The organism is Actinomyces capricornis (assembly GCF_019974135.1).
Taxonomy (GTDB): Bacteria; Actinomycetota; Actinomycetes; order Actinomycetales; family Actinomycetaceae; genus Actinomyces; species Actinomyces capricornis.
The window spans coordinates 2,179,246-2,201,306 of sequence record NZ_AP025017.1 but is presented as its reverse complement, the minus strand read 5'-3'; the positions used below and the strand labels follow the sequence as shown (position 1 = coordinate 2,201,306).

Annotated in this window: 24 protein-coding genes and 1 riboswitch; of the genes, 11 read left to right on the top strand and 13 right to left on the bottom strand. The window is 72.0% G+C overall.

The annotated features are described in order from the left end of the window. Nucleotides 1–136: 136 nt before the first annotated feature. Nucleotides 137–979, bottom strand: coding sequence for an exodeoxyribonuclease III (locus MANAM107_RS08975; RefSeq protein ID WP_223907568.1), 843 nt, complete (start codon nt 977–979; stop codon nt 137–139). Between the two features lie 34 nt (nt 980–1,013). Between MANAM107_RS08975 and MANAM107_RS08970 the strand changes: the two genes are divergently transcribed. Then, entirely contained in the window at nt 1,014–1,310 is a 297-nt protein-coding gene (locus tag MANAM107_RS08970; RefSeq protein WP_223907565.1) for an acylphosphatase, read from the top strand. Nucleotides 1,311–1,389: 79 nt separating this feature from the next. On the opposite strand, the gene MANAM107_RS08965 is transcribed toward MANAM107_RS08970, so the two are convergent. From MANAM107_RS08965 to MANAM107_RS08950, 4 genes are all read right to left on the bottom strand, one after another. Next, a complete protein-coding gene (locus MANAM107_RS08965) occupies nt 1,390–2,292 on the bottom strand; it encodes a bifunctional methylenetetrahydrofolate dehydrogenase/methenyltetrahydrofolate cyclohydrolase (protein WP_223907562.1) in 903 nt (300 codons plus the stop codon). Then, a complete protein-coding gene (gene glyA, locus MANAM107_RS08960; RefSeq protein WP_223907559.1) occupies nt 2,289–3,599 on the bottom strand; it encodes a serine hydroxymethyltransferase in 1,311 nt (436 codons plus the stop codon). Before glyA ends, MANAM107_RS08965 begins: the two co-directional genes overlap by 4 nt. 52 nt (nt 3,600–3,651) lie before the next feature. After that, nucleotides 3,652–3,740, bottom strand: a riboswitch (ZMP/ZTP riboswitch). A gap of 157 nt (nt 3,741–3,897) precedes the next feature. Next, the gene (locus tag MANAM107_RS08955; RefSeq protein ID WP_223907556.1) at nt 3,898–5,019 is read right to left on the bottom strand and encodes a VOC family protein; all 1,122 of its coding nucleotides are present in this window, start codon (nt 5,017–5,019) and stop codon (nt 3,898–3,900) included. Between the two features lie 304 nt (nt 5,020–5,323). Next, entirely contained in the window at nt 5,324–6,607 is a 1,284-nt protein-coding gene (locus tag MANAM107_RS08950) for a CobW family GTP-binding protein (protein ID WP_223907554.1), read from the bottom strand. A gap of 17 nt (nt 6,608–6,624) precedes the next feature. Here MANAM107_RS08950 and rpmB point away from each other — a divergent pair, with 17 nt between their 5' ends. The 9 genes from rpmB to MANAM107_RS08905 all read left to right on the top strand — a co-directional run bounded on the left by rpmB (nt 6,625) and on the right by MANAM107_RS08905 (nt 11,965). Further along, the gene (gene rpmB, locus MANAM107_RS08945; RefSeq protein WP_223907551.1) at nt 6,625–6,861 is read left to right on the top strand and encodes a 50S ribosomal protein L28; all 237 of its coding nucleotides are present in this window, start codon (nt 6,625–6,627) and stop codon (nt 6,859–6,861) included. Further along, nucleotides 6,858–7,028 carry a 50S ribosomal protein L33 gene (gene rpmG / locus MANAM107_RS08940; protein ID WP_179900952.1) on the top strand — a complete coding sequence of 57 codons (171 nt, stop codon included), beginning with the start codon at nt 6,858–6,860 and terminating at the stop codon, nt 7,026–7,028. Before rpmB ends, rpmG begins: the two co-directional genes overlap by 4 nt. After that, a complete protein-coding gene (gene rpsN / locus MANAM107_RS08935; RefSeq protein ID WP_179900953.1) occupies nt 7,028–7,333 on the top strand; it encodes a 30S ribosomal protein S14 in 306 nt (101 codons plus the stop codon). Before rpmG ends, rpsN begins: the two co-directional genes overlap by 1 nt. Before the next feature lie 103 nt (nt 7,334–7,436). Further along, nucleotides 7,437–7,688 (top strand): type B 50S ribosomal protein L31, encoded by a 252-nt coding sequence (locus tag MANAM107_RS08930; RefSeq protein ID WP_223907549.1) that lies wholly within the window; start codon nt 7,437–7,439, stop codon nt 7,686–7,688. A gap of 65 nt (nt 7,689–7,753) precedes the next feature. Continuing rightward, nucleotides 7,754–7,876, top strand: a complete 123-nt coding sequence (ykgO, locus tag MANAM107_RS08925; RefSeq protein ID WP_017194831.1) for a type B 50S ribosomal protein L36 — start codon at nt 7,754–7,756, stop codon at nt 7,874–7,876. 530 nt (nt 7,877–8,406) lie between these two features. Next, nucleotides 8,407–9,408 (top strand): hypothetical protein, encoded by a 1,002-nt coding sequence (locus MANAM107_RS08920; RefSeq protein WP_223907546.1) that lies wholly within the window; start codon nt 8,407–8,409, stop codon nt 9,406–9,408. Between the two features lie 192 nt (nt 9,409–9,600). After that, entirely contained in the window at nt 9,601–10,572 is a 972-nt protein-coding gene (locus tag MANAM107_RS08915) for an IS481 family transposase (protein WP_223907543.1), read from the top strand. A gap of 9 nt (nt 10,573–10,581) precedes the next feature. Further along, nucleotides 10,582–11,442 carry a formyltetrahydrofolate deformylase gene (purU, locus tag MANAM107_RS08910; RefSeq protein WP_179901067.1) on the top strand — a complete coding sequence of 287 codons (861 nt, stop codon included), beginning with the start codon at nt 10,582–10,584 and terminating at the stop codon, nt 11,440–11,442. A 13-nt stretch (nt 11,443–11,455) separates the two neighbouring features. Next, nucleotides 11,456–11,965 (top strand): beta-class carbonic anhydrase, encoded by a 510-nt coding sequence (locus MANAM107_RS08905; protein ID WP_223907539.1) that lies wholly within the window; start codon nt 11,456–11,458, stop codon nt 11,963–11,965. Nucleotides 11,966–12,037: 72 nt separating this feature from the next. Here MANAM107_RS08905 and MANAM107_RS08900 read toward each other — a convergent pair whose 3' ends face one another. From MANAM107_RS08900 to nucS, 3 genes are all read right to left on the bottom strand, one after another. Next, the gene (locus tag MANAM107_RS08900) at nt 12,038–13,333 is read right to left on the bottom strand and encodes an N-acetylglucosamine-6-phosphate deacetylase (RefSeq protein ID WP_223907535.1); all 1,296 of its coding nucleotides are present in this window, start codon (nt 13,331–13,333) and stop codon (nt 12,038–12,040) included. A gap of 153 nt (nt 13,334–13,486) precedes the next feature. Then, a complete protein-coding gene (locus MANAM107_RS08895; RefSeq protein WP_223907533.1) occupies nt 13,487–14,719 on the bottom strand; it encodes a DNA glycosylase AlkZ-like family protein in 1,233 nt (410 codons plus the stop codon). Between the two features lie 31 nt (nt 14,720–14,750). Continuing rightward, nucleotides 14,751–15,446 (bottom strand): endonuclease NucS, encoded by a 696-nt coding sequence (gene nucS, locus MANAM107_RS08890; protein WP_179901063.1) that lies wholly within the window; start codon nt 15,444–15,446, stop codon nt 14,751–14,753. A gap of 164 nt (nt 15,447–15,610) precedes the next feature. On the opposite strand from nucS, the gene MANAM107_RS08885 reads away from it, so the two are divergent. Beyond that, a complete protein-coding gene (locus tag MANAM107_RS08885) occupies nt 15,611–17,005 on the top strand; it encodes a heparan-alpha-glucosaminide N-acetyltransferase domain-containing protein (protein WP_223907529.1) in 1,395 nt (464 codons plus the stop codon). 117 nt (nt 17,006–17,122) lie between these two features. On the opposite strand, the gene MANAM107_RS08880 is transcribed toward MANAM107_RS08885, so the two are convergent. From MANAM107_RS08880 to atpA, 5 genes are all read right to left on the bottom strand, one after another. After that, nucleotides 17,123–17,560 carry a DUF2550 family protein gene (locus MANAM107_RS08880; RefSeq protein WP_223907525.1) on the bottom strand — a complete coding sequence of 146 codons (438 nt, stop codon included), beginning with the start codon at nt 17,558–17,560 and terminating at the stop codon, nt 17,123–17,125. Between the two features lie 3 nt (nt 17,561–17,563). Then, the gene (locus MANAM107_RS08875; protein ID WP_223907522.1) at nt 17,564–17,854 is read right to left on the bottom strand and encodes a F0F1 ATP synthase subunit epsilon; all 291 of its coding nucleotides are present in this window, start codon (nt 17,852–17,854) and stop codon (nt 17,564–17,566) included. 26 nt (nt 17,855–17,880) lie between these two features. Then, nucleotides 17,881–19,317 (bottom strand): F0F1 ATP synthase subunit beta, encoded by a 1,437-nt coding sequence (atpD, locus tag MANAM107_RS08870; protein WP_223907520.1) that lies wholly within the window; start codon nt 19,315–19,317, stop codon nt 17,881–17,883. A 90-nt stretch (nt 19,318–19,407) separates the two neighbouring features. Next, nucleotides 19,408–20,373: a F0F1 ATP synthase subunit gamma gene (locus MANAM107_RS08865; RefSeq protein WP_223907518.1), complete on the bottom strand. Its 966-nt coding sequence runs from the start codon at nt 20,371–20,373 to the stop codon at nt 19,408–19,410. Between the two features lie 3 nt (nt 20,374–20,376). Continuing rightward, nucleotides 20,377–22,008, bottom strand: coding sequence for a F0F1 ATP synthase subunit alpha (atpA, locus tag MANAM107_RS08860; protein ID WP_179899859.1), 1,632 nt, complete (start codon nt 22,006–22,008; stop codon nt 20,377–20,379). Nucleotides 22,009–22,061: the final 53 nt, after the last annotated feature.

Here is a 22,061-nt window from a genome sequence, read left to right as displayed (position 1 = left end):
GCACTGCCCAACGACGGTGGGGCCGGCTGCGCGATAGCGGCCGGCCCCACCGCCGTCCTTGCGCCGTCCCTCCGCCGCCGATCCGCCCCCGGCCGCCGTCGAGCGGTACCGGGGACGGCGGGAGGATGCGGGAGGCTCAGACGCCGTCGTACACGCCGTCGTACTCGATGACCAGCGGGGCGTGGTCGGACCAGCGCGAGGCGTAGTCGGGGGCGCGGTCGATGCTCAGGCCCGTGGCCCGCTCGGCCAGGGCCGGGGTGGCGACCTGGTAGTCGATGCGCCATCCGGCGTCATTGTCGAAGGCCTTGCCGCGCTGGGACCACCAGGTGTAGGGCCCCTGGGCCTCCGGACCCACCAGGGCGCGCGAGACATCCACCCAGCCCGAGGAGAACCAGGACTCCAGGTGGGCGATCTCCTCATCCATGACGCCCGCGATCCTGTTGTGGTTGGGCTTCCAGTTCTTGATGTCGCGCTCGGAGCGCACGACGTTGAGGTCGCCGGCCATGAGCACCTGGGGACCGCCCTGCTGCGCGGCCTGGAGCAGGGCGGCCATGCGCGCATCGACCAGGTCGAGGTGGGCGTACTTCTGATCCATCTTCTCGGTGCCCAGCTGCCCGGAGTGCAGGTAGGCGGAGATGACGGTCAGAACGGAGCCGTCGGCCAGGGCCAGGTCGGCCTCCAGCCAGCGGCCCGAGTCGACGTCGGGCTCCTGGTCGGCCTCGGGGGCCACGCCGTAGCGCAGCTCGCCGATAGTGGCCGGGCCGCCCTCGCGCACGGCGATGCTGACCCCGGCGCGGCCCTTGATGCGGCAGGGCCAGGTGGCGGCCGTGTAGCCCTCCAGGAGGCCGGCGGCGATCTGCTCATCGGCGCGCACCTCCTGGAGCAGGAGGATGTCGGGGGCGGAGTCGGTCATCCACTGGCCCATGCCCTTGCGGGCCGCGGCGCGGATGCCGTTGACGTTGACGGTGGCGATTCGCATGACGCCAGCCTAAGGGGTGGGCCACCATGGGCCCATGGCTGACACCGATTCCCGCACCCGCACGATCCACGCCCTGGTCTCCGGCCGGGTCCAGGGCGTGGGCTTCCGCTTCCACTGCGCCCAGGAGGCCCAGGGCCTGGGGCTGGTGGGCGAGGTCCGCAATCTGCCCGATGGGGATGTCGAGGTCCTCGCCCAGGGGCCGGCCGATGATGTCGCCCGTCTGGTGGCCTGGCTCTACCACGGCCCGGACTGGGCCTCGGTGACCGGGGTGAGGCTGACCGAGCGGCGGGCCGGGAGCCTGCGCGCCCGCCGCTTCGACATCTCCTACTAACCCCAACCTTTCGACAATTTGCATGAGATCGTACTTTTCCAGGCCCGGAAAACGCCGATCTCATGCAAATTGTCGAAAGTTAGGGGGTGGCGGAGCGCTCGGCGGTCTCGACGACGTTGGCCAGCAGCAGGGCCCGGGTCATGGGCCCCACTCCCCCGGGGTTGGGCGAGAGCCAGGAGGCCACCTCGTCCACGCCGTCGGCCACGTCCCCGGCGATCCGTCCCTTGCCGGTAGCGGGGTCAACGACGCGCGAGACGCCCACATCCAGCACCACGGCGCCGGGGGCCACCATCTCGGGCCGGATGATGGCGGGACTGCCCGCCGCCGAGATGACGACGTCGGCGCGGCGCACGTGCTCGGCGAGGTCCTGCGTGCCCGTGTGGCAGATGTCGACAGTGGCGTTGACCTCCTTGCGCCCCAGCAGCAGGCCGATGGAGCGGCCCACGGTCACCCCGCGGCCCACCACGCACACGTCCTTGCCCCGCAGATCGATGCCGTGGCGGGTGAGCAGCTCGATGCAGCCGCGCGGGGTGCAGGGCAGCGGGGAGGTGATCGGTCCCGAGCCGCGCAGGACCAGCCGCCCCAGATTGGTGGGGTGCAGGCCATCGGCGTCCTTGTCGGGGTCGATGCGCTCCAGGACGGCGTTGGCATCGATCCCCGCCGGCAGGGGAAGCTGGACGATGTAGCCGGTGCAGGCCGGATCCGCGTTGAGGCGGTCGATGGCCGCCTCCACCTCCTCCTGGGTGGCGGTGGCCGGCAGGTCCTCGCGCAGGGAGGTGATGCCCACCTCGGCGCAGTCGGCGTGCTTGCCCGCCACGTAGCGCACCGACCCGGGGTCCTCTCCCACCAGGACGGTGCCCAGGCCCGGCACGATGCCGCGCTCGCGCAGGGCGGCCACGCGCTGGGCCAGCTCGGCCTTGATGGCCGCGGCGGCCGCCGTGCCATCCAGGACCCGGGCGGCGCCGCCCCAGGGGGCCCTCACTGCTCCAGCCCCGGGTAGAGGGGGAAGGCCCGGGTCAGCGTGTCCACCCGCCCGCGCAGGCCGGCCAGCAGCTCCTCGTCGGCGGTGCCCGCGGCCCCGCGGATGAGGGCGGTGGCGATGATGTCGGCGACCTCGGTGAACTCCGCGGCGCCGAAGCCCCGGGTGGCCAGGGCGGGGGTGCCGATGCGCAAGCCGGAGGTCACCCGCGGGGGGCGCGGGTCGAAGGGGACGGCGTTGCGGTTGACGGTGATGCCCGCGGTGTGCAGGAGGTCCTCGGCCTGCTGGCCGTCCAGGACGGAGTCCACCAGGTCCACCAGGACCAGGTGGACATCCGTGCCGCCGGTGACGAGCTTGACGCCGGCGGCACGCACGTCGTCGGCCAGGAGGCGCTCGGCGATGATCCTGGCGCCCTCGATGGTGCGTGCCTGGCGCTCGGCGAACTCCTGGGTGCCGGCGATCCTCATGGCCACGGCCTTGGCGGCGATGACATGCATGAGGGGGCCGCCCTGCTGCCCGGGGAAGACCGCGGAGTCGAGCTTCCTGCCCCACTGCTCGGGGCGGTTGGACAGCAGCATGCCCGAGCGCGGGCCGCCGAGGGTCTTGTGGACGGTGGTGGACACGACGTCGGCGTGCGGCACGGGGCTGGGGTGCAGACCCGCGGCCACGAGCCCGGCGAAGTGCGCCATGTCCACCCACAGGGCGGCGCCGACCTCATCGGCGATGGAGCGGAAGGCCGCGAAGTCCATATGCCGGGGGTAGGCCGACCAGCCGGCGATGATGACGGTGGGGCGCTCGCGCAGGGCGGCCTGGCGCACCTGGTCCATCTCCACGCGGTAGCTGGTCTCGTCCACGCCGTAGGCGGTGGCCCGGTAGTTCTTGCCCGAGAAGTTGATCTTCATGCCGTGGGTCAGGTGGCCGCCGTGGGCCAGGGACAGGCCCAGGATGGTATCGCCGGGGGTGGCCAGGGCGTGCAGGACGGCGGCATTGGCCTGGGCGCCCGAGTGCGGCTGGACATTGGCCCACTGGGCGTCGAAGACCTCCTTGGCGCGCTCGATGGCCAGGGACTCGGCGACGTCGACGACCTCGCAGCCCCCGTAGTAGCGGCGCCCGGGGTAGCCCTCGGCGTACTTGTTGGTCAGGACCGAGCCCTGGCACTCCAGCACCGCCCGCGGCACGAAGTTCTCCGAGGCGATCATCTCCAGGGTTCCGCGCTGGCGCTCCAGCTCGCCGGTGAGGACCGCGGCGATCTGGGGGTCGAGCTCGGCCAGCGGCTGGTTGAGGGACGGGGTCGTGGCATCGGCAGTCATGTTCTTCCTCCGTGGTGGGGCGCACGGCCGGGCGGGTGCGCGAGAAGAGGCGACCCGCGGCCCAGGCGAGCGACCCCGGAGTCTGGTGATTCGTGCCGCTCCCCGGTGGTGATCCACCCCGCGCCAGTCGCGACGCGCCTACCCTACCGCGCCGCGCGGGGCCGCGCTGTGCGGGGCCGCGCCAGGTCGGCAGGAGACCCACTGGAGGCGTCCCGACGGCGGGGCCCGGGCGCCGTCGGGACGCGACGACGGCGCGGCCGGCCCCAGGCAGCGCGGCGCGGCGACGGCACAGCGCGGCTCAGCGGAAGTCGGCCAGGGTGGGCTTCTTCATGGTGGTCATGGTCTGCCAGGCCCCGGGGCGTCCGATGAGCTCGGTCATGCGCTCCGGGGTGATCGTCCAGGAGATGCCGAAGCGATCCTTGAGCCAGCCGCAGGCCTCGGCCTCGGGCACCGCGGAGAGCCCCTCCCACAGCAGGTCGACCTGCTCCTGGGTGGCGCACTGGACCGTCAGCGACACACCCATGCCGAAGGTGAAGTCGTGGGGGACACCGGAGTCCATGAGGGTCAGGCGCTGACCGGCCAGGCGCACATAGCCCTGCATGAGGGCGCGATCCCCCTGGCCCGCCTGGGGCGGGTAGAAGGACATCTGGTCAGCACCCGATCGCACCGGCGCCCCCGGGCCCTCCGCCTGCGAGGCGCCCCCCTGCTCCCCGGCGCTCCCCGAGGCCCCGAAGGCTCGCGCGAAGAGGTCGACGTACTGGGTGGCGGCCTTCTCGGCCTGGCCCTGGCCGTGGGGGAACATGAGGGCCGGGACGATCTCCACGCCGCGGGCACCCGGGTCCGGCCGGCGCTCGCGGTCCGACGGCGCTGCCTCCTCGGCCCGGCCGAGCTCGCTGGCGGTGACCGCCCGCCCGGCGGGGCCCAGCAGCAGCTGCCAGCTCACGCCGTAGCGGTCCTCCACCCAGCCGAAGCGCTCGGAGAAGGGGTAGCGGCCCACGGGCATGAGGATGCGGCCCTCAGCCGCCAGGGCCTCCCACAGGGCGTCCAGGTGCGCCTCGGCGTCGGGATGCGCCTGAGGATCGAGATGGACCATGAGGGAGATGGCGGGGTTGGGCCGGTGCTGGGGGCCGGCGTTGATGGCGCTGAGCTCAAGGCCGGCCAGGCGGAAGCGGATCTCCAGGACCTTGCCCGCCATGCGCGCCTGCCCCTCGGCCAGGCCCTGCTCGGGGTAGTGGGAGGTGGCCACGATGCCGGTTCCCGCGAGCGCCTGCGCATCGTGGGCCAGGGCCCGCGCGAAGGCGTCGGTGTAGAACTCCACGGCCTGCGGGGCGCAGCCGTCGAACCACAGCGCGGGGACGATGCGCTGGATCGGCCCCTGCCCGCTCAGGCCTGGGTGGTGCCGGCTCTCCTGCTCGCTCATGGCGCCAACCTACCGGCCGGCTCCGACGTCTCCCCGCCCGTCCTCGGGAGGTCGTCAGCAGGCAGGGCGCGGTGGGCCAGGGCCGGCGGTCAGGGGGCGATTGGACGTCACTTGGCGGCAGAGGCGTCACTTGGCGGAATGGACGACACCTACAAGGTACGTCCATTCCGCCAAGTGACGCCCGTTCCGCCAAACGCCGCCGCAGCGGGCGCGGCGGGCAGTGCGCTGAGCGCCGGCGCACCGACCAGCGGCGCGTCGCAGGGGCGCCGCGCGCCGCCGGCGCTCAGGACGGGCTCAGCCCGCCTCAGTCCTCGCCCCCGAACCAGTCGCCCAGGCCGTCGTCGACACCGATCCAGGCCAGGGCGTGGGACATCTCCTCGCTGCGCAGCAGCACCCTGTCGAAGGCCCGGCGCACCTGCTCGCGCACCTGGGGGTCCCCCACCCCGGTGACCACCAGGTGGCAGCGCGGCTCGCCCGGGGCGGCCCCGTCGGGGGCTCCGCCTGGCACTGGGGCGGGCCTGCCCGGGGCGGGAGCAGCACCGGAGGCGGCACCGCCATCGAGGCCGACGCCGGCCAGCGCTCCCGCCTGCGCCCCGCCGGCCCCGGGGAGATCGGGGACCTCGGCCCAGCTCCCGGCATCCCCCACGCTGAGGGCGCCCCCGGCGACCTCCCAGGCGCAGACGCGGCCGGGCCTGCTGGGCAGCCAGAAGCAGCCGCGGGCGCACAGCCCGTGTCCGGCCAGGTCGGCGACGAGCTCACGCAGCCGTCCGGGGTGGAAGGGCAGGGTGGCGAACAGGTCGAGGGTCCACACCCCGTGCTCGTCGGGTCCGCCCCAGGCCTGGGTGGTGGCGGGGTGGACGCGGCCGATGGCGGCCCCGGCGTCGTGGGTGATGGCCAGCAGGCACTCCAGCAGCGGGGCGTCCATGCCGGGCAGGAGGAGGGTGCTGTGGGGACGCAGGTGCTCGATGAGGTCGGCCCCGGCCCCCGCCTCGTCCTGCCCCAGGGACAGGATGAGGTCGGCGTAGCCGAGGTTGACCATGTGGACCTCCCCGGTGCAGCGGGCGTCCTCGGGATGGGCCTCCAGGCCGCGCTCGGAGAGTAGGTGGTGCTCGAGCAGCTCGTCCTGGGCGGTGGAGGCCTCCAGGGCGTGGGCGACGCCGGCCAGTCGCAGGTCCAGGCCCTCGGCCCGCCCGACCTCCTCCAGCTCCTGGGCCAGGCGGGGCACGAGGTGGACCAGCTCGATGGCCGGCGGCAGGAGGACGACGGTGGTGCCGCCGGGGTCCTGGATGGCGCGGTCCTGCGCCACGGCCACGAGCACCTCGCGCAGCGAGCAGGTGTGGCAGTGGGTGGGCATGGGCAGGTCCAGTGACACCGGCTCCTGGTCCAGGCCGCCGGTGCTCACCAGGCGCACGATGCCCTCGGGGCCCTCCTGGGGCAGGAGGCTCGCGCGGATGACGACGGCGTCCTCGCCGCTGAGCGCCAGGTCGATGAGGCCCAGCAGGGCGGGGTCGACGGCGCTGATGAGGGCCAGGGAGTGGGCGGTGTCGGGCACGGCATCCTCGATCCATTTGACGGGAGTGACAATCATTCTCAATAATGCATGGCATGACCACCTACTGCCAAGTCACAGGGGCCGCGCCGGTCTTCGGCAAGTCCGTGTCCCACTCCCACCGCCGCACCTCGCGCCGCTGGAACCCCAACCTCCAGCACAAGCGCTACTGGGTGCCCTCCCTGGGGCGCACCGTGCGCCTGACGGTCTCGACCAAGGGGATGCGCATCATCGACAAGCGGGGCATCGACGTCGTCGTCGCCGAGATGCTGGCCCGGGGGGAGAGGCTGTGAGCAAGACCGCCAAGGACCTGCGCCCCATCATCAAGCTGGTCTCCACCGCGGGCACCGGCTACACCTACGTCACCCGCAAGAACCGCCGCAACACCCCCGACCGCCTGGTGGTGCGCAAGTACGACCCGGTGGTGCGCCGGCACGTGGAGTTCAAGGAGTCGCGCTGATGGCCAAGAAGTCGAAGATCGCCGCACAGGCCCGCCGCAGCCAGGTGGTGGCCCGCTACGCCGAGCGCCGCGCCGAGCTCAAGCGCGCCAGCGTCAACCCCCATCTGAGCCAGGCCGAGCGCGAGGAGGCCATGGCCGCCCTGCACGCGCTACCCCGCGACGCCTCCCCCACCCGCCTGCGCCGGCGCGATGTCATCGACGGGCGCCCACGCGGCCACCTGCGGGTCACCGGCACCTCCCGGGTGCGCTTCCGCGAGATGGCACTGCGCGGCGAGCTGCCCGGGATCCGGAAGTCCTCATGGTGAGGGCGCCGGGCAGTCCGGCCGGAAGCCCCACCATCAGCCCACCGCCACCACCCCGCAGTACCCCGATCAGCCGCATCAGCACCCCAGAGCAAGGAGCCCGCCCATGAGACCCGGCATCCACCCCGACTACGGCCCCGTCGTCTTCCGCGACAAGTCGGCGGACTTCGCCTTCCTCACCCGCTCGACCCTGACCTCCACCGAGACCATCGAGTGGGAGGACGGCCAGACCTACCCGGTCATCGACGTCGAGGTCTCCAGCGCCTCCCACCCCTTCTGGACCGGGCAGGGACGGATCCTGGACACCGCCGGCCGGGTGGAGAAGTTCGAGCGCCGCTACGGCAAGCGACGGCGCTGATCACACCCCGCACCCCCAGCCCGGACCCGACCCGGGCCATCACCCCGAGCAGGAAGGAACCCAAGATGAAAGTCCGCGCCTCCATCCGCTCCCTGGCCAAGCAGCCCGGGAGCAAGGTCGTGCGCCGCCGCGGCCACACCTACGTCATCAACAAGAAGAACCCGCGGTTCAAGGCCCGCCAGGGCTGAGGCCCGGCGCGCCACCGCCAACACACAGCACCCGAGGGGGTGCGCCCCGCCTGCGCAGGCGGGGCGCACCCCCTCGTCACGCACACCTCACGGCGCCGCCCCCACGAGAAGCAAGGCTGCACGTCTCCTGGATATCGCCGTCATGACAGAAATACAGTCACCGAATATTGCTTGCACACCGGCACCACAATCCCTCTCCACCAACTTGAGAAAGAAGATGAGAAAGCAATGCAGTGGAGATTCGCAATCCCCACAATCACCCTAAGAAATCCCTCAAGAAAACCTCAAGATATCCTGACAAGACACCCAGCGGAACGACGCTCGGGTCATTCTTTTTCAGGCAACCACAAGGCCGAGCGCAGGAAGACGTAGCATTCCACCGACGCCTCCGCCCCAGGGTTGCCCACTCGCCTTTTTCATGTATCGTTTCATCCGCCGTCTTTCATCGGCTCCGCCCATTCCACTCCACTTCTTCTTCCACCTTTCTCCACGTCACGCACGAGTCAACGAGCCGAGAGGAGCAACCCCCTATGCGTGCACGCAGCCTCGTGGCCGCCGCCGCGACAGCCATCCTGGCCCTTGGAGCCGCCCCGACAGCGTCGGCGGAGGAGCCCTCGCCCCCCGCCTTCACCGTCAGCAGCCCCACCGCCCAGGTCGGCACCAATGTCACCCTCTCCCGCGACAACATCTGCCCCCAGGCGGAGGCCAATGAGACCGCGACAGTCACCGTCCTGCGCGACGGGCAGACGGTCACCACCGAGCAGGCCGCTGCCGGCAGCATGTGGATGGGCACGATCAAGGTCCCCGACACCCCGGGCACCTACACCTACACGCTCAACTGCCAGACCGCGAAGGGGACCACCGCCTACGCCCCGCAGACCATCACAGTCCTGCCCGCACCGCCGGAGAACCTGACCGCGTCCATCGGCACGATCACCCGCAATGGCTGCACCGTCTCCATCCCGGTGACCACCACCGGCGCCTACACATTCGAGATGGAGGTCTGGGACGATCAGCGGCGCCTTCAGGACACCGTCTGGGAGACCAAGGGCGATGGCACCACCGTCCTGCACTGGACGATCACCGGGCGCGCCGACGACACCTTCCCGGAGGACATCTACTTCAACATCCGTGTCAACGGCAGCGAGAACATCAACAAGGCCGAGCAGCGGGCCAACGCCACCTTCTCCTACCCCGATGAGGTCGCCGACGCCTGCTCCGCCCAGGTCCCGGTCAATGCCTCCGTGCGCTCCGATACCCCCAGCCCGGCCGCCGGCCAGAGGATCACGGTGGAGGGCACGGGCCTGGTGACCCTGGAGCCGACGGATATCACCCTGGAGGACGGCACCCGCATCGGCGGGAGCGCCGATGGAACCCCGCACATGTACTCCACCGCCACCGACGGCACCTTCTCCTACGACGTGACCCTGCCGGCCACACTGCCCCCGGGCGACCACACGCTGACGATCAAGGGACGCTCCTCACAGCGCTCGGCGCAGGTCCCGATCACCGTGCGCGGCGCACAGCCCTGATCGCCTCCCGAGCCCCGGCCCTCACCGCAGCGGCCGACCACCGCGCGGCGCGCAGCACGGCACCATGCCGCGCTGCGCGCCGCGCTAGGTGTTCTTCCCATGGAGGTTGTGTGCGGCGTGGTGTGAGGGGGTAGGCGAGGACCTCCGGTATCGATGTGGGTTACCACGCTCACTCGATCCACGGAGGTCCTCGTGTCATATGTTACTCATGCTCGTGCTGCTCTGAGTGTTCAAGGGCGGCTCAAGATCGCCAGGCTGGTTATCGACCAGGGGTGGGCCCAGGCCCGTGTCGCCCAGCGGTTCGATGTCAGTCGGGGCACGGTGTCCAAATGGGTGGCCCGCTACCGCACCGGTGGCCGCGCGGCGATGCAGGACCGCTCCAGCCGCCCGATCAGCTCACCGCGGCGCACTGCCCGGCGCACCGAGAGGCGCATCATCGCCCTGCGCACTACTCGCCGCTGGGGCGCCCACCGGATCGCCTACCACCTCCATCTTCCCCAGTCCACGGTCTCCAAAGTGCTGCACCGCTACCGGGCACCACTGCTGGGACACATCGACAAGACCACCGGTGCGCGCCTGCGCAGGCCCCGGCCCGTGCGCTACGAGCGCCGCGCCCCGGGCGAACTGGTGCACGTCGATGTCAAGAAGCTCGGCCGGATCCCCGATGGCGGCGGCTGGCGCACCCTGGAACGCTCCGCAGGCGCCCACCGCTCATCGATGGGGTACTCATACCTGCATTCAGCCATCGATGACTACTCCCGCCTGGTCTACTCCGAGATCCTGGACGATGAGCGCCAGGACACCGCTGCCGGGTTCTGGCACCGGGCCCGGGCGTTCTACGCCTCCTTGGGGATCACCGTGCAACGAGTGATGACCGACAACGGCTCGTGCTACCGCTCCAAGGCTTTCAACACCGCTTTGGGCAGCAGCGTCAAGCACCAGTACACCCGCCCCTACCGGCCCCAGACCAACGGGAAGATCGAGAGGTTCCACCGCACCCTGGTCGAAGAATGGGCCTACGCCCGCCACTACGACTCCGACCAGGAACGCGCCCAGGCCTACCCCCACTGGCTCCACCACTACAATCACCACCGACCCCACACCAGCATCGGAGGCAAACCACCCATCGACCGCGCCCACAACCTCCATGGGAAGAACAGCTAGGCTTCCCCCATGGCACAGCCCGATTCCCCCACTCACCTCGTCCTGTCCCTGTCCTGCCCGGACCGGCCCGGCATCGTCCACGCGGTCACCGGCGCCCTGGCCCGCCGCGGCGGCAACATCACCGAGTCCAAGCAGTTCGGGGACGCCGACACCGGGCTGTTCTTCATGCGCGTCCAGGTGCTGACCACCGTTCCGCGCCAGGAGATGGAGAAGGACCTGGCCGAGCTCGCCCGCGACTACTCCATGGAGTGGAGCCTCGATGAGGTCGGGCGCCCCATGCGCACGCTCATCCTGGTCTCCAAGGAGGGCCACTGCCTGACCGACCTGCTGTTCCGGGCCCGTAGCCAGGGGCTGCCCATCGACGTGGCGGGCGTGGTGGGCAACCACGAGGATCTCAGGCCCGTGGCCGACTTCTACGACGTCCCCTTCCACCACATCCCGGTCACCCAGGACACCAAGGGCGCCGCCGAGGAGCAGCTGCTCTCCCTGGTGGAGTCCCTGGGCGTGGAGCTGGTGGTCCTGGCCCGCTACATGCAGATCCTCTCCCCCGCGCTGTGCGAGCGCCTGCGCGGGGGCGTCATCAACATCCACCACTCCTTCCTGCCCTCCTTCAAGGGAGCCCGCCCCTACGCCCAGGCCCACGAGCGCGGCGTCAAGCTCATCGGCGCCACCGCCCACTACGTGACCGCCGATCTCGATGAGGGCCCCATCATCGAGCAGGACGTCACCCGCGCGGCCCACGAGGACTCCGTGAGCGTGCTGCGCTCCAAGGGCCAGGACGTCGAGCGCCGGGTCCTGGCCCAGGCGGTGCAGTGGCACACCGAGCACCGCGTGCTGCTCAACGGCCACCGCACCGTCGTCTTCGCCTGAGGTGGCCCCCGTCATGGCTGATCCCCACGGGCCGACGGCGCAGCAGGCGCTGAGCGCGGCCCGCTGCCACGCCGAGGGCTTCCGGCCCGCCCGGGGCGACAGCGCCCGGCTAGCCGTCGTGGCCTGCATGGACCGGCGCCTGGACCCCATGTCCCTGCTGGGGCTCCAGCCCGGGGACGCCTACGTCATCCGCAACGCCGGGGGCCTGCTGACCGAGGATGTCCGCCGATCCCTGGCCATCGCCCAGCACCTGCTGGGAGTCGAGGAGATCCTGGTGGTGCGCCACACCGACTGCGGCATGACCGGCCTGGTCGACGAGGAGCTCCTCGAGGCCCTCACCGAGGCCACGGGCCGGCGGCCGCAGTGGAGCCCGGGCGGCTTCACCGACGTCGGCCAGGCCCTGAGCCAGGACCTGGCTGATCTGGCGGCCGACCCGCATGTGCCCGGCGGCGCCACCGCCCGCGGCATCATCTACGACGTCACCACCGGCGCCATCACGGAGGTCCGCCGCGCCGGCGCCTGAACGCGCCCGCCTCCGGCGCGATCAGCCAGCGGGCCCGCCGGCCGTTGGGACTGGCCGGGCGGTCGCGCGGCGTCAGGCCACGGCCCGGCCGCGACGGAGGACCTCCACGGGCCGCAGCCCGGCGTCGGTGAGGATGACGTCGGCCCGCAGCCCGGCCTGCAGCGCACCGACACTGCGATCCCCCAGGATCCGCGCCCCCTGGACGCTGGCGGCGTACACGGCATCGACCAGGTCCACGCCCCCCTGCCAGGTGGTGCGCACGACGTCGATGAGGTGGGCGGTGCCGCCCGCGATGGACTCGCCCTGGGCGAGCCGGGCCACCCCCTGGCTGACCCGCACCGCGGCCGGCCCCAGGACGTACTCGCCGTCGGGCATGCCGGCGGCGGCCATGGCGTCGGTGATGAGCACGAGGCTCTCGCGCCCCAGCGTCTCGAACATGTCCAGGACGAGGGCGGGGTGCAGGTGCACGCCGTCGCCGATCATCTCCAGGATGCACTCCCCGCGCTGGGATGCGGCCAGGAACTCGGGCACCGGGCCGGGCGTGCGGTGGTGCATGGGCCGCATGCCGTTGAACAGGTGCGTGGCGGTGGAGCGCTGCGAGCGCACCGGCAGGCCCGCCTCGGTGCGGGCGGCGATGCGCGCCGCGGCGTCGGCCAGGGCGGCGCGCACCGGGGCCGCCTCGGAGTCGGTGTGGCCGAAGGAGGGCAGGGCCCCGCCCTCGATGAGGGCCGCATTGATCCCGTCGGCCCCGGTGATGCCGGGCTTCTCCGGGGCGATGGTCATGGTGACCACGTGCCCGCGCCCCAGCTCCAGCAGCTCGCGGGTCAGCGGGGTGTCGGGGTCGATGATGTAAGTGGGGTCCTGGGCGCCGCAGCGCTCCACCGAGACGAAGGGCCCCTCGAAGTGGATGCCCGCCAGCTCGCCCTCCTGGCACAGGTCGGCCAGCAGGCGGGTGCGCTCCTTGAGGATCTCGGGGGCGGCGGTGACGCAGGAGGCCACCAGGGAGGTAGTGCCGTGGCGGCGGTGCTCCATGACGCAGACCATGGCCTCCTGCCGGGTGGTGGCATTGGGGAAGGACTGCCCGCCGCCGCCGTGGCAGTGGACGTCGACCAGTCCGGGCAGGATGTAGCCCCCCTCGGGGGCGCAGACGGCGTGGTCGATGACGGCGCCGTGGCCGGCAGCCCCGACCTGGTCCGCCTCCCCCACCCAGGCGATGCTCCCCTGGTCGATGATGACCGCCCCGTCCTCGATGATCCGCTCGGGGGTGATGACCTGCCCCCGCAGCGCCCGGGGGGAGTCGGGGTTGCTGGGGCCGCGCCCGCTGGCGGCTGCGCCCTGGGAGGCGCGTCTGGTGGCTTCCTCGCTCATGGGGCCGAGTCTGGCACCAGCCAAGACATCAGACAACTTCCTTCCCCCGCCTCCCGCGCTGCACATCTTCAGCCCAGGCGCCGACGTGATCTCGCGGAGAAGTCGGGGGCCACGCCGGCGAAGCGGCCCGAAGATGTGCAACGGCGGAGGGGATCAGCGGGCCAGGCGCTGCTCGATACGGGCCACAGCCCGGGCCGTATCCCTCTCCAGGCGCGCCGGGCGCTCCTGGGCCAGCCAGATCAGCCCCTGGGAGGGCCGCACGGCCACCAGCCGCCCCCGGTCGACCACCAGCGGGCGGAACATCCCATTGGCCGAGGGGCAGATGAGGCGCTCGCCGGCCTCATCGGTCAGGCAGGAGCGGTCCTTGTAGCCCACATGCAGCTCGTCGAAGGAGCCCAGGACATGCGTGGCCCGGGCCGCCCGGGCGGTGGCGCCCTCGGCGAGCAGATCGAGCAGGTCGGCGCGCATGTAGAGCACATCGGGCCCCGGACCTGTGGCCGCCCCGGCACGCTCCACCGGCTCCAGGCGCCCGCGCATCCCGCCGACGGCGCGCACCCGCACCAGGGGCACCTGGGCGCGCGAGGCGTCCACCGGGTAGTCGGAGGCGCCGGTGGCCTCCACGGCCGCCTCCAGCGCCTGGGCCGCCTGCCGCTTGGGCAGGGTGGTCCAGCGCGCCAGGTCGTCGGCGCCGATCGGCCCGTGGCTGGTGGCGTAGCGGCGGGCGATCTCGGCCAGGGCGGCGCTGTGCCCCGGCTGCCCCGCGGCCACGCCCGCCCCCGCTGGGCCGCCGTCGGCATCGGGCAGCGGCGAGGCATCGACGACGAGGTGCTCATTGCCCCGCCGCGGGCCCTGGACCAGCACGCCCTCGCACTGGAGGCGCACCAGCAGGTGGCGCCTGCGGTAGGAGGAGACCTCGGTGCCCTGGAAGGCCTCCATGAGCCCGGCCTCCTGCCAGGCGGTCAGCAGGTCGGCGCGCGGCACCGGCCCCTGGGCGGCGATGAGCTCCAGGGCCACCTCGGCGGCCCGCGCGCACAGGGCCTCATCGACCCCGTAGGCGCTCTCGGAGCGGCGGGTCCAGGCCTCCATGCGGTGCCTGAGGGCGGCGCGCAGCCAGTGGTGGTCCTCGGCCGTGGTGATGTGCACAGTGCCGCGCATCGGCCAGGACCGCACCAGGCGGCCCCGGGCGAAGGCCTCCTCGACCTGGCTGCCCAGGGCCGGGGAGCGCACGAGGAGGACGTGGGGGACGGCGGAGACCTGCTGGCCCTGGATGGCCAGCTGGCGGCCAACGGCCTCGACGGCGTCGGGGGCGCTGGTGGCGGGCACGAGGCCCTGGGAGACGATGCGGGCCAGGCTCGCCTGGCGGGGAAGGGCTGGGGTCACTGGCATGCCGGGTCCTGGATCGGTGGGCGCCGCCGGCTCAGAACAGGCGGGACTCGACGTCGTCCATGCCGCGCATGGCGTCGTAGTCCAGCAGGACGCAGCGGATACCGCGGTCCTGGGCCAGTACCCGCGCCTGGGGCTTGATGGACTGGGCGGCGAAGACCCCCTGGACGGGGGCCAGCAGCGGATCGCGGCGCATCAGCTCGAGGTAGCGGGTGAGCTGCTCGACGCCGTCGATGCCGCCCACGCGCTTGATCTCCACCGCCACGCTGCCGCCCTGGGCGTCCTTGGCCAGGATGTCCACCGGGCCGATGGCGGTGGGGTGCTCGCGGCGCACGAGCCGGTAGCCGGGGCCCAGGATCTCGATCTGCTCGGCCAGGAGCTCCTGGAGGTGGGCCTCGACGCCGTCCTTGGTCAGTCCCGGGTCCGCGCCCAGCTCCTGGGAGACATCGGAGTGGATCTCGAAGATGCGGATGACCAGGCGGTCCTCGGTCTTGGTGGAGGCGACCTCCCAGATCTGCGAGACGCCGTCGGCCGCCTCCTGGGGCTCGGGCTCGGTGACGCTCAGGCGCGCGGGCGCGGTCATCCAGTTCAGGGGCTTGTAGGAGCCGCCGTCGGAGTGGACCAGGACCGAGCCGTCGGCCTTGAGCATGAGGAGCCGGTTGGCCCGGGGCAGGTGGGCATCGAGGCGTCCGGAGTAGTCCACGGAGCAGGAGGCGATAACGAGGCGCACGCCGACACCCTAGCGGCTCGGGGCACGCCTCGGGGCGCATCCCCGCCCGCGGGTGCCCCCGCCGGTGCCGCAGTGGCGGCCGCACGCGGTGAATCGCAGGGGCGGCTGAGGCGCTGGGAGGCGCTGGATGGACAAACCGGGGGGCGACCGGAGATCATTCGGCCATGTCGCCCGATAGGACCGTCCTCGGGACGGGGGCCGCAGTTCCCTCCCCATCCCCCGCCTCCTGGGCCCTGCCCCGGACCACCGGCCCCTACCTCACCGGCACCGCGGGCCCGGCCCGCCTCACGGGGATCGACGCCGCCCGGGGCCTGGCTCTGCTGGGCATGGTGGTGGCGCATATCGGCCTCACCTCCTGCGGGCTGACCAGCCCCGAGGGTCTGCTGTCCGTGGTGCACGGGCGCTCCTCGGTCCTGTTCGCCGTCATCGCGGGCTTCTCCCTGGGCATCATGACCGGCCGCACCACGCCCCACCGCGGGGCGTGCCTGGTCAGCGCCCGCCTGCGCATCCTCGTGCGCTGCGCCCTCCTGCTGGTCCTGGGGGCCCTGTGCACGCTGCTGGACACCTCGGTGGCCGTCATCCTGGGCTTCTACGCCGCCTGGCTGGCCCTCGCCCTGCCCTTCGTGCGCCTGCGCGCATCCGTCCTGCTGGCGCTGTCCGCGGTGATCGCCCTCATCGGACCGGTGCTCCTCATCGTCCTGCCCCTGTCCCTGGCCGAGCTGGGCCTGTCCAGCAGTACCGATGACGGCAACGACGCGGTCCTGTCCTTCTTCGTCTACGGAACCTATCCCGGCCTGCTGTGGGTGGCCTACATCCTCCTGGGCCTGGGGCTCTCGCGCCTGGACTGGGGCCGCAGCGCCCAGCTGTGGCGCCTGGCCGGCGCCGGGGCGCTGTGCGCGATCCTGGGCTACGGCGGGGCGGTGGCCGCCGGCCACGCGCTGGGGTTGCCCGAGCCGGATAGGCCAGTACTGGTCACCCCCGCGGACCCCCTGCAGTGCGCGCCGGGCACCGCCCCCTCCGGGCTGCCGGGAGGAGGCCTCCCCGAGGTGCCCGGATCCTCGGGCTCCTCCCGTCTCCCCGCGGTGCCGCCGTCCTCGGACCTCCCGCCGGGCCCGACCGCTCCGGTCCCGGTCCCGCAGGGCGACCAGGGTGCGGAGGGCACCGACCGGCCGGTGGCCGAGGCGGACTACGGGCCGCTGAGCAGCTCGCACTGGTCCTCCCTCATCACCGCCAGGCCGCATGCCAACACCTCCTTCGAGGCGGTGGGCTCCTCAGGCGTGGCCATGCTCGTCATCGCCCTGGCCCAGCTCATCGCCGCCCGCTCCCGCCTGGTCCTGGCGCCGCTGGCCGCGGTGGGCTCGATGTCCCTGACCGCCTACTGCGCCCACCTGGTGGTCATCCACGCCGCCACCCTGACCCCGGGCACTGGGAATGGGGCGGCCCTGGCAGTGTGCCTGGGCCTCGTCCTGGCGGCGATGGCCTGGTTCACGGTCTTCGCCCGCGGGCCCCTGGAGCACGTGGTCCACGTCATCTCCCTGCGCGCCACCCAGGCGGACTGAGGGGCGGGAGGACTCCCGGGGCCGAGCGGCTCAGTGCCGCAGGCCCGGGCCGGCTCGTCCTGTCGCCCCGGCCCGCCTCCCCTGGCCCGGGTGCTGGCTGCCCCGAATGCCGCCCGATCAGAACAGCCGCGGCTGCTGGGGGGAGGCGGACTCCACCCAGGCCACGAGCGCGGAGTGGGACTCCTCCATCATGGCCAGCTCGAAGGTGTGCGCCGCCCGGGAGGAGTCCAGCCGATCCTGCGGGACCTGGGCGCACTCGATGTCGATGACGCGGCTGTCGGCCCGGCGGCGCCTGGCCGAGCGCAGCTCCAGCTCCAGGCGGGGCCAGGAGCGGGTGGGGCGCAGGGACAGCGAGACGAGGCGGTACCAGTCCAGGGAGTCGTGCCGGAAGGCGGCCACGCCGCTGAACCAGCGTGAGCCCCCCGAGCTGCGCCAGGCGCACTCGAAGGAGCCCACCTGGCCGGCCAGGAAGCGCAGGCGGATGAGGAAGGCGGCGATGAGCAGCACGATGGCGCCAATGGCGGTGACCACGACGGCCCATGCGTGCACTCCCATCGCTCAGCCCTCGGTGCCCTGTGGGGCTCCTCCGGGCGTCTCCCGGTGGGCCTGGTCGGCCGCGATGGTGATGACGTCCTGGTCGACCGAACAGAAGCCGCCCTCGACCCCGATGGTGACCCTCTGGCCGTCAAGGGCCTCGACATGCAGCTGTCCTTGGCCCATGAGGGCCAGGAGGGACTGGCGGCCGGGCAGGATGCCCATCTCGCCGTCGATGAGCGGCACGCGGACCTGTGAGGCCTGTCCGTCCCACACCTGGCCGGCGGGTGAGACCACCTCGATGCGCAGAGCCACGTTTCCTCCTCCCTGTCCCCGGGTCCTCAGGCCCCCAGCTCGGCGGCGCGGCGCTCGAGGTCCTCGATACCGCCGATGTTGAAGAAGGCCTGCTCAGGAAGGTGATCGTACTCCCCATCGCAGATGCGGCGGAAGGCCTCGATGGTCTCGCTCAGGGGCACCGTGGAGCCGGGCACGCCGGTGAACTTCTCGGCCATGTAGGTGTTCTGGGACAGGAACTGCTCGATGCGCCGGGCGCGGGCGACGGTGACCTTGTCCTCCTCGCTGAGCTCGTCGACCCCCAGGATGGCGATGATGTCCTGGAGCTCCTTGTTCTTCTGGAGGATGGACTTCACCCGGGTGGCCACCCCGTAGTGCTCGGTGCCCACGTAGCCCGGCGCCAGGAGGCGGGAGGTGGAGGCCAGCGGGTCCACCGCCGGGTAGATGCCGCGCGAGGCGATCTCGCGAGAGAGCTCGGTGGTGGCGTCCAGGTGGGCGAAGGTGGTGGCCGGGGCCGGGTCGGTGTAGTCGTCGGCGGGCACGTAGATGGCCTGCAGGGAGGTGATGGAGTGGCCGCCCGCGGAGGTGATGCGCTCCTGGAGCTGGCCCATCTCATCGGCCAGGTTGGGCTGGTAGCCCACCGCGGAGGGCATGCGCCCCAGCAGGGTGGAGACCTCGGAGCCGGCCTGGGTGAAGCGGAAGATGTTGTCGATGAACAGCAGCACGTCCTGGTTCTGGACGTCGCGGAAGTACTCGGCCATGGTCAGGGCGGACAGGGCCACGCGCAGGCGGGTGCCCGGGGGCTCGTCCATCTGGCCGAAGACCAGGGCGGTCTTGTCGAAGACGCCGGCCTCCTCCATCTCCACGATGAGGTCGTTGCCCTCACGGGTGCGCTCCCCCACGCCGGCGAAGACCGAGACGCCGCCGTGGTTCTGGGCCACGCGCTGGATCATCTCCTGGATGAGGACGGTCTTGCCCACGCCGGCGCCGCCGAACAGGCCGATCTTGCCGCCCTGAACGTAGGGGGTGAGCAGGTCGATGACCTTGATGCCGGTCTCGAACATCTGCTCCTTGGACTCCAGCTGGTCGAAGGCCGGGGGCTGGCGGTGGATGGGCCAGCGCTCGGTGATCTCCAGCGTCTCCTCGGGGCCGAGGTTGAGGACCTCGCCGGTGACGTTGAAGACGTGGCCGCGGGTGACGTCGCCCACCGGCACGGTGATGGGGGCGCCGGTGTCGCGGACCTCGGTTCCGCGCACGAGCCCGTCGGTGGGCTTCAGGGAGATGGCGCGCACGATGTTGTCGCCCAGGTGCTGGGCGACCTCCAGGGTGATCTCGTGGGGCTCCTCCCCGGCGCCGGTGTCCTGGACGGTCACGTGCAGCGCGTTGTACATCGCGGGGATGGCCTCGGGCGGGAACTCGACGTCGACGACGGCGCCGATGATGCGGGTGATGCGTCCCGTGCCCGGGGTGGTGGTGTCAGCCATGTTCGTCTCTTCCGTGTTCCGTGTCTGTAGCAGTCTTCGAGACTCCGGGCCCGGTGGCGGGTCCTGCGAGTACCAGGTGGGCGGCGCGTCCTAGCCAGAGCCCAGGGCATCGGCACCCGAGACGATCTCGGTGATCTCCTGGGTGATGTCGCCCTGGCGCGCGGCATTGGCCAGGCGCGTGTAGGTGATGATGAGGTCCTCGGCGTTCTCGGTGGCCGTGTGCATGGCCTGCTGGCGGCTGGCCAGCTCGGAGGCCGCCGACTGCAGGAGGGCGTTGCGGATGCGGATGGCCACGTAGCGCTGCAGGAGCGCCCCCATGACCTCCTCGGCACTGGGCTCGAACTCGTAGAGGGCCGGGGCGCCCTGGTGGGCCGCCTGCTGCGGGGCCTGGGCCGCACCGGGTGCGGCGGCCTGGGGCTGCTGCTCGCCTCCCGCGGGCGGGGCCTCCTCGCCGACGACGATAAGCGGCAGCATGCGGCGCACCTCGGGGACCTGGGAGACCATGGAGACGTAGCGGGTGAAGACGATGTAGACCTCGCCGACCCCCTCCTGGGCGGGGGCGAGGAACTCGGTGAGCAGGGTGGAGGAGACCTCGGCCATGGTGGCCTCGGTGGGGCGGTCGGACTCCCCGGTCCAGGCCCGCTCGATGGCCCTGCCGCGGAAGGCGAAGTAGGACTGCGCCCGGCGCCCGAAGGTGTAGATGCGCGGCTCCTTGCCCTCCTCGACCAGCTGGGCGATGAGGCGCTCGGACTCGCGCAGGATGGCGGCGGAGTAGGCCCCGGCCATGCCCCGGTCCGAGGTGCACACCAGGACCGCGACCCGGGGGTTGTCCGACTCCTGGGAGATCTGGGTCAGCAGGGGGTGGTCCAGGTGGGCGTGGGCGCCCACGGCGGCCACGGCCTGGCCCAGGGCGCGGTCGTAGGGGGAGGCCTCCTGGGCAAGGCGGCGGGCGGCGCCGATCCGGGAGGAGGCGATGAGCTCCATGGCCCGGAAGACCTTCTGGAGGGTCTGGGTGGATCGGATGCGCTGCTTGTAGACGCGCTGGTTTCCCGCCACGTGTCAGCCCCTCTTGAGGACGATCTTCTCGTGGGTGCGCTCGGCACCGGCCGGCTCCTCGGGTCCGGCGGCCTGGGCCTCCAGGATCTGCCCGCCGGCCAGGTAGGTGCGGCGGAAGTCCTCGACAGCCCCGCGCAGGGCCTCCTCGGTGTCCTCGCTCAGCGTTCCGGACTCGGCGATGGTCTGGAGCAGTGCGGTGTTGCGGCGCAGGTGGTCCAGCAGGGAGGCCTCGAAGGGCAGGACCTCGGAGACCTCCAGGTCGTCGAGGTAGCCGTTGGTGCCGGCCCACACCGAGACCACCTGCTCGGCCACGGGGTAGGGGGTGTGCTGGGGCTGCTTGAGCAGCTCCATGAGGCGCTCGCCGCGGGTGAGCTGGGCGCGGGTGGCGGCGTCCAGGTCGGAGGCGAACATGGCGAAGGCCTGCATGGAGCGGTACTGCGCCAGGGTGATCTTGAGGGTTCCGGCGACCTTCTTCATGGCCTTGATCTGGGCGGCGCCGCCCACGCGGGACACGGAGATGCCCACGTCGACGGCGGGGCGCTGGTCGGCGTTGAACAGGTCGGACTGCAGGAAGATCTGCCCGTCGGTGATGGAGATGACGTTGGTGGGGATGTAGGCCGAGACGTCGTTGGCCTTGGTCTCGATGATGGGCAGCCCGGTCATCGAGCCCCCGCCCAGCTCGTCGGAGAGCTTGGCGCAGCGCTCCAGGAGGCGGGAGTGGAGGTAGAAGACGTCGCCGGGGTAGGCCTCGCGGCCCGGCGGGCGGCGCAGCAGCAGGGAGACGGCGCGGTAGGCCTCGGCCTGCTTGGACAAGTCGTCGAAGACGATGAGGACGTGCTTGCCCTGGTACATCCAGTGCTGGCCGATGGCGCTGCCCGTGTAGGGCGAGAGGTACTTGAATCCGGCCGGGTCGGAGGCGGGGGAGGCCACGATCGTGGTGTACTCCAGGGCGCCGCGCTCCTCCAGGGTGGCGCGCACCGCGGCGATGGTCGAGCCCTTCTGGCCGGTGGCCACGTAGATGCAGCGCACCTGCTGGGCCGGGTCCCCGCTGTCCCAGGCCGCCTTCTGGTTGAGGATGGTGTCCAGGGCGATGGCGGTCTTACCGGTCTGGCGGTCGCCGATGATGAGCTGGCGCTGGCCCCGGCCGATGGGGATCATGGAGTCGATGGCCTTGAGCCCGGTCTGGAGGGGCTCGTGGACGGACTTGCGGGCCATGACGCCGGGGGCCTGGAGCTCCAGGGCGCGGCGGGAGTCCGAGGCGATGTCGCCCAGGCCGTCGATGGGGCGGCCCAGGGGGTCGACCACGCGCCCCAGGTAGGCGTCGCCCACGGGCACGGACAGCACCTCGCCGGTGCGGCGCACGACCTGGCCCTCGTCGATGCCGTCGAAGCCGCCCAGGATGACCACGCCGATCCGGCGCTCCTCCAGGTTCATGGCCAGTCCGGCGGTGCCGTCCTCGAAGGTGAGCAGCTCGTTGGCCATGACGCCGGGCAGGCCCTCGACGTGGGCGATGCCGTCGGCGGCGAAGACGACGTGCCCGACCTCGTGGGCGGCGACCTCGGCGGGCTTGTAGGACGCGGCGAACTCGCTGAGGGCCGAGCGGATCTCCTCGGGCCTGATCGTCAGCTCTGCCATCTGTCGTCTCCTCGTATGTCCTTGCGTGAGTGGGTCTGTGGTCTGGGGCGCCG

Excerpts from the sequence above, each read along its gene's own strand:
- MANAM107_RS08975 (WP_223907568.1), bottom strand. The coding sequence starts at position 979 with ATGCGAATCGCCACCGTCAACGTCAACGGCATCCGCGCCGCGGCCCGC.
- MANAM107_RS08970 (WP_223907565.1), top strand. The coding sequence starts at position 1,014 with ATGGCTGACACCGATTCCCGCACCCGCACGATCCACGCCCTGGTCTCC.
- glyA (WP_223907559.1), bottom strand. The coding sequence starts at position 3,599 with ATGACTGCCGATGCCACGACCCCGTCCCTCAACCAGCCGCTGGCCGAG.
- MANAM107_RS08955 (WP_223907556.1), bottom strand. The coding sequence starts at position 5,019 with ATGAGCGAGCAGGAGAGCCGGCACCACCCAGGCCTGAGCGGGCAGGGG.
- MANAM107_RS08950 (WP_223907554.1), bottom strand. The coding sequence starts at position 6,607 with ATGATTGTCACTCCCGTCAAATGGATCGAGGATGCCGTGCCCGACACC.
- rpmB (WP_223907551.1), top strand. The coding sequence starts at position 6,625 with ATGACCACCTACTGCCAAGTCACAGGGGCCGCGCCGGTCTTCGGCAAG.
- rpsN (WP_179900953.1), top strand. The coding sequence starts at position 7,028 with ATGGCCAAGAAGTCGAAGATCGCCGCACAGGCCCGCCGCAGCCAGGTG.
- MANAM107_RS08930 (WP_223907549.1), top strand. The coding sequence starts at position 7,437 with ATGAGACCCGGCATCCACCCCGACTACGGCCCCGTCGTCTTCCGCGAC.
- ykgO (WP_017194831.1), top strand. The coding sequence starts at position 7,754 with ATGAAAGTCCGCGCCTCCATCCGCTCCCTGGCCAAGCAGCCCGGGAGC.
- MANAM107_RS08920 (WP_223907546.1), top strand. The coding sequence starts at position 8,407 with ATGCGTGCACGCAGCCTCGTGGCCGCCGCCGCGACAGCCATCCTGGCC.
- purU (WP_179901067.1), top strand. The coding sequence starts at position 10,582 with ATGGCACAGCCCGATTCCCCCACTCACCTCGTCCTGTCCCTGTCCTGC.
- MANAM107_RS08905 (WP_223907539.1), top strand. The coding sequence starts at position 11,456 with ATGGCTGATCCCCACGGGCCGACGGCGCAGCAGGCGCTGAGCGCGGCC.
- MANAM107_RS08900 (WP_223907535.1), bottom strand. The coding sequence starts at position 13,333 with ATGAGCGAGGAAGCCACCAGACGCGCCTCCCAGGGCGCAGCCGCCAGC.
- MANAM107_RS08895 (WP_223907533.1), bottom strand. The coding sequence starts at position 14,719 with ATGCCAGTGACCCCAGCCCTTCCCCGCCAGGCGAGCCTGGCCCGCATC.
- MANAM107_RS08885 (WP_223907529.1), top strand. The coding sequence starts at position 15,611 with ATGTCGCCCGATAGGACCGTCCTCGGGACGGGGGCCGCAGTTCCCTCC.
- MANAM107_RS08880 (WP_223907525.1), bottom strand. The coding sequence starts at position 17,560 with ATGGGAGTGCACGCATGGGCCGTCGTGGTCACCGCCATTGGCGCCATC.
- atpD (WP_223907520.1), bottom strand. The coding sequence starts at position 19,317 with ATGGCTGACACCACCACCCCGGGCACGGGACGCATCACCCGCATCATC.
- atpA (WP_179899859.1), bottom strand. The coding sequence starts at position 22,008 with ATGGCAGAGCTGACGATCAGGCCCGAGGAGATCCGCTCGGCCCTCAGC.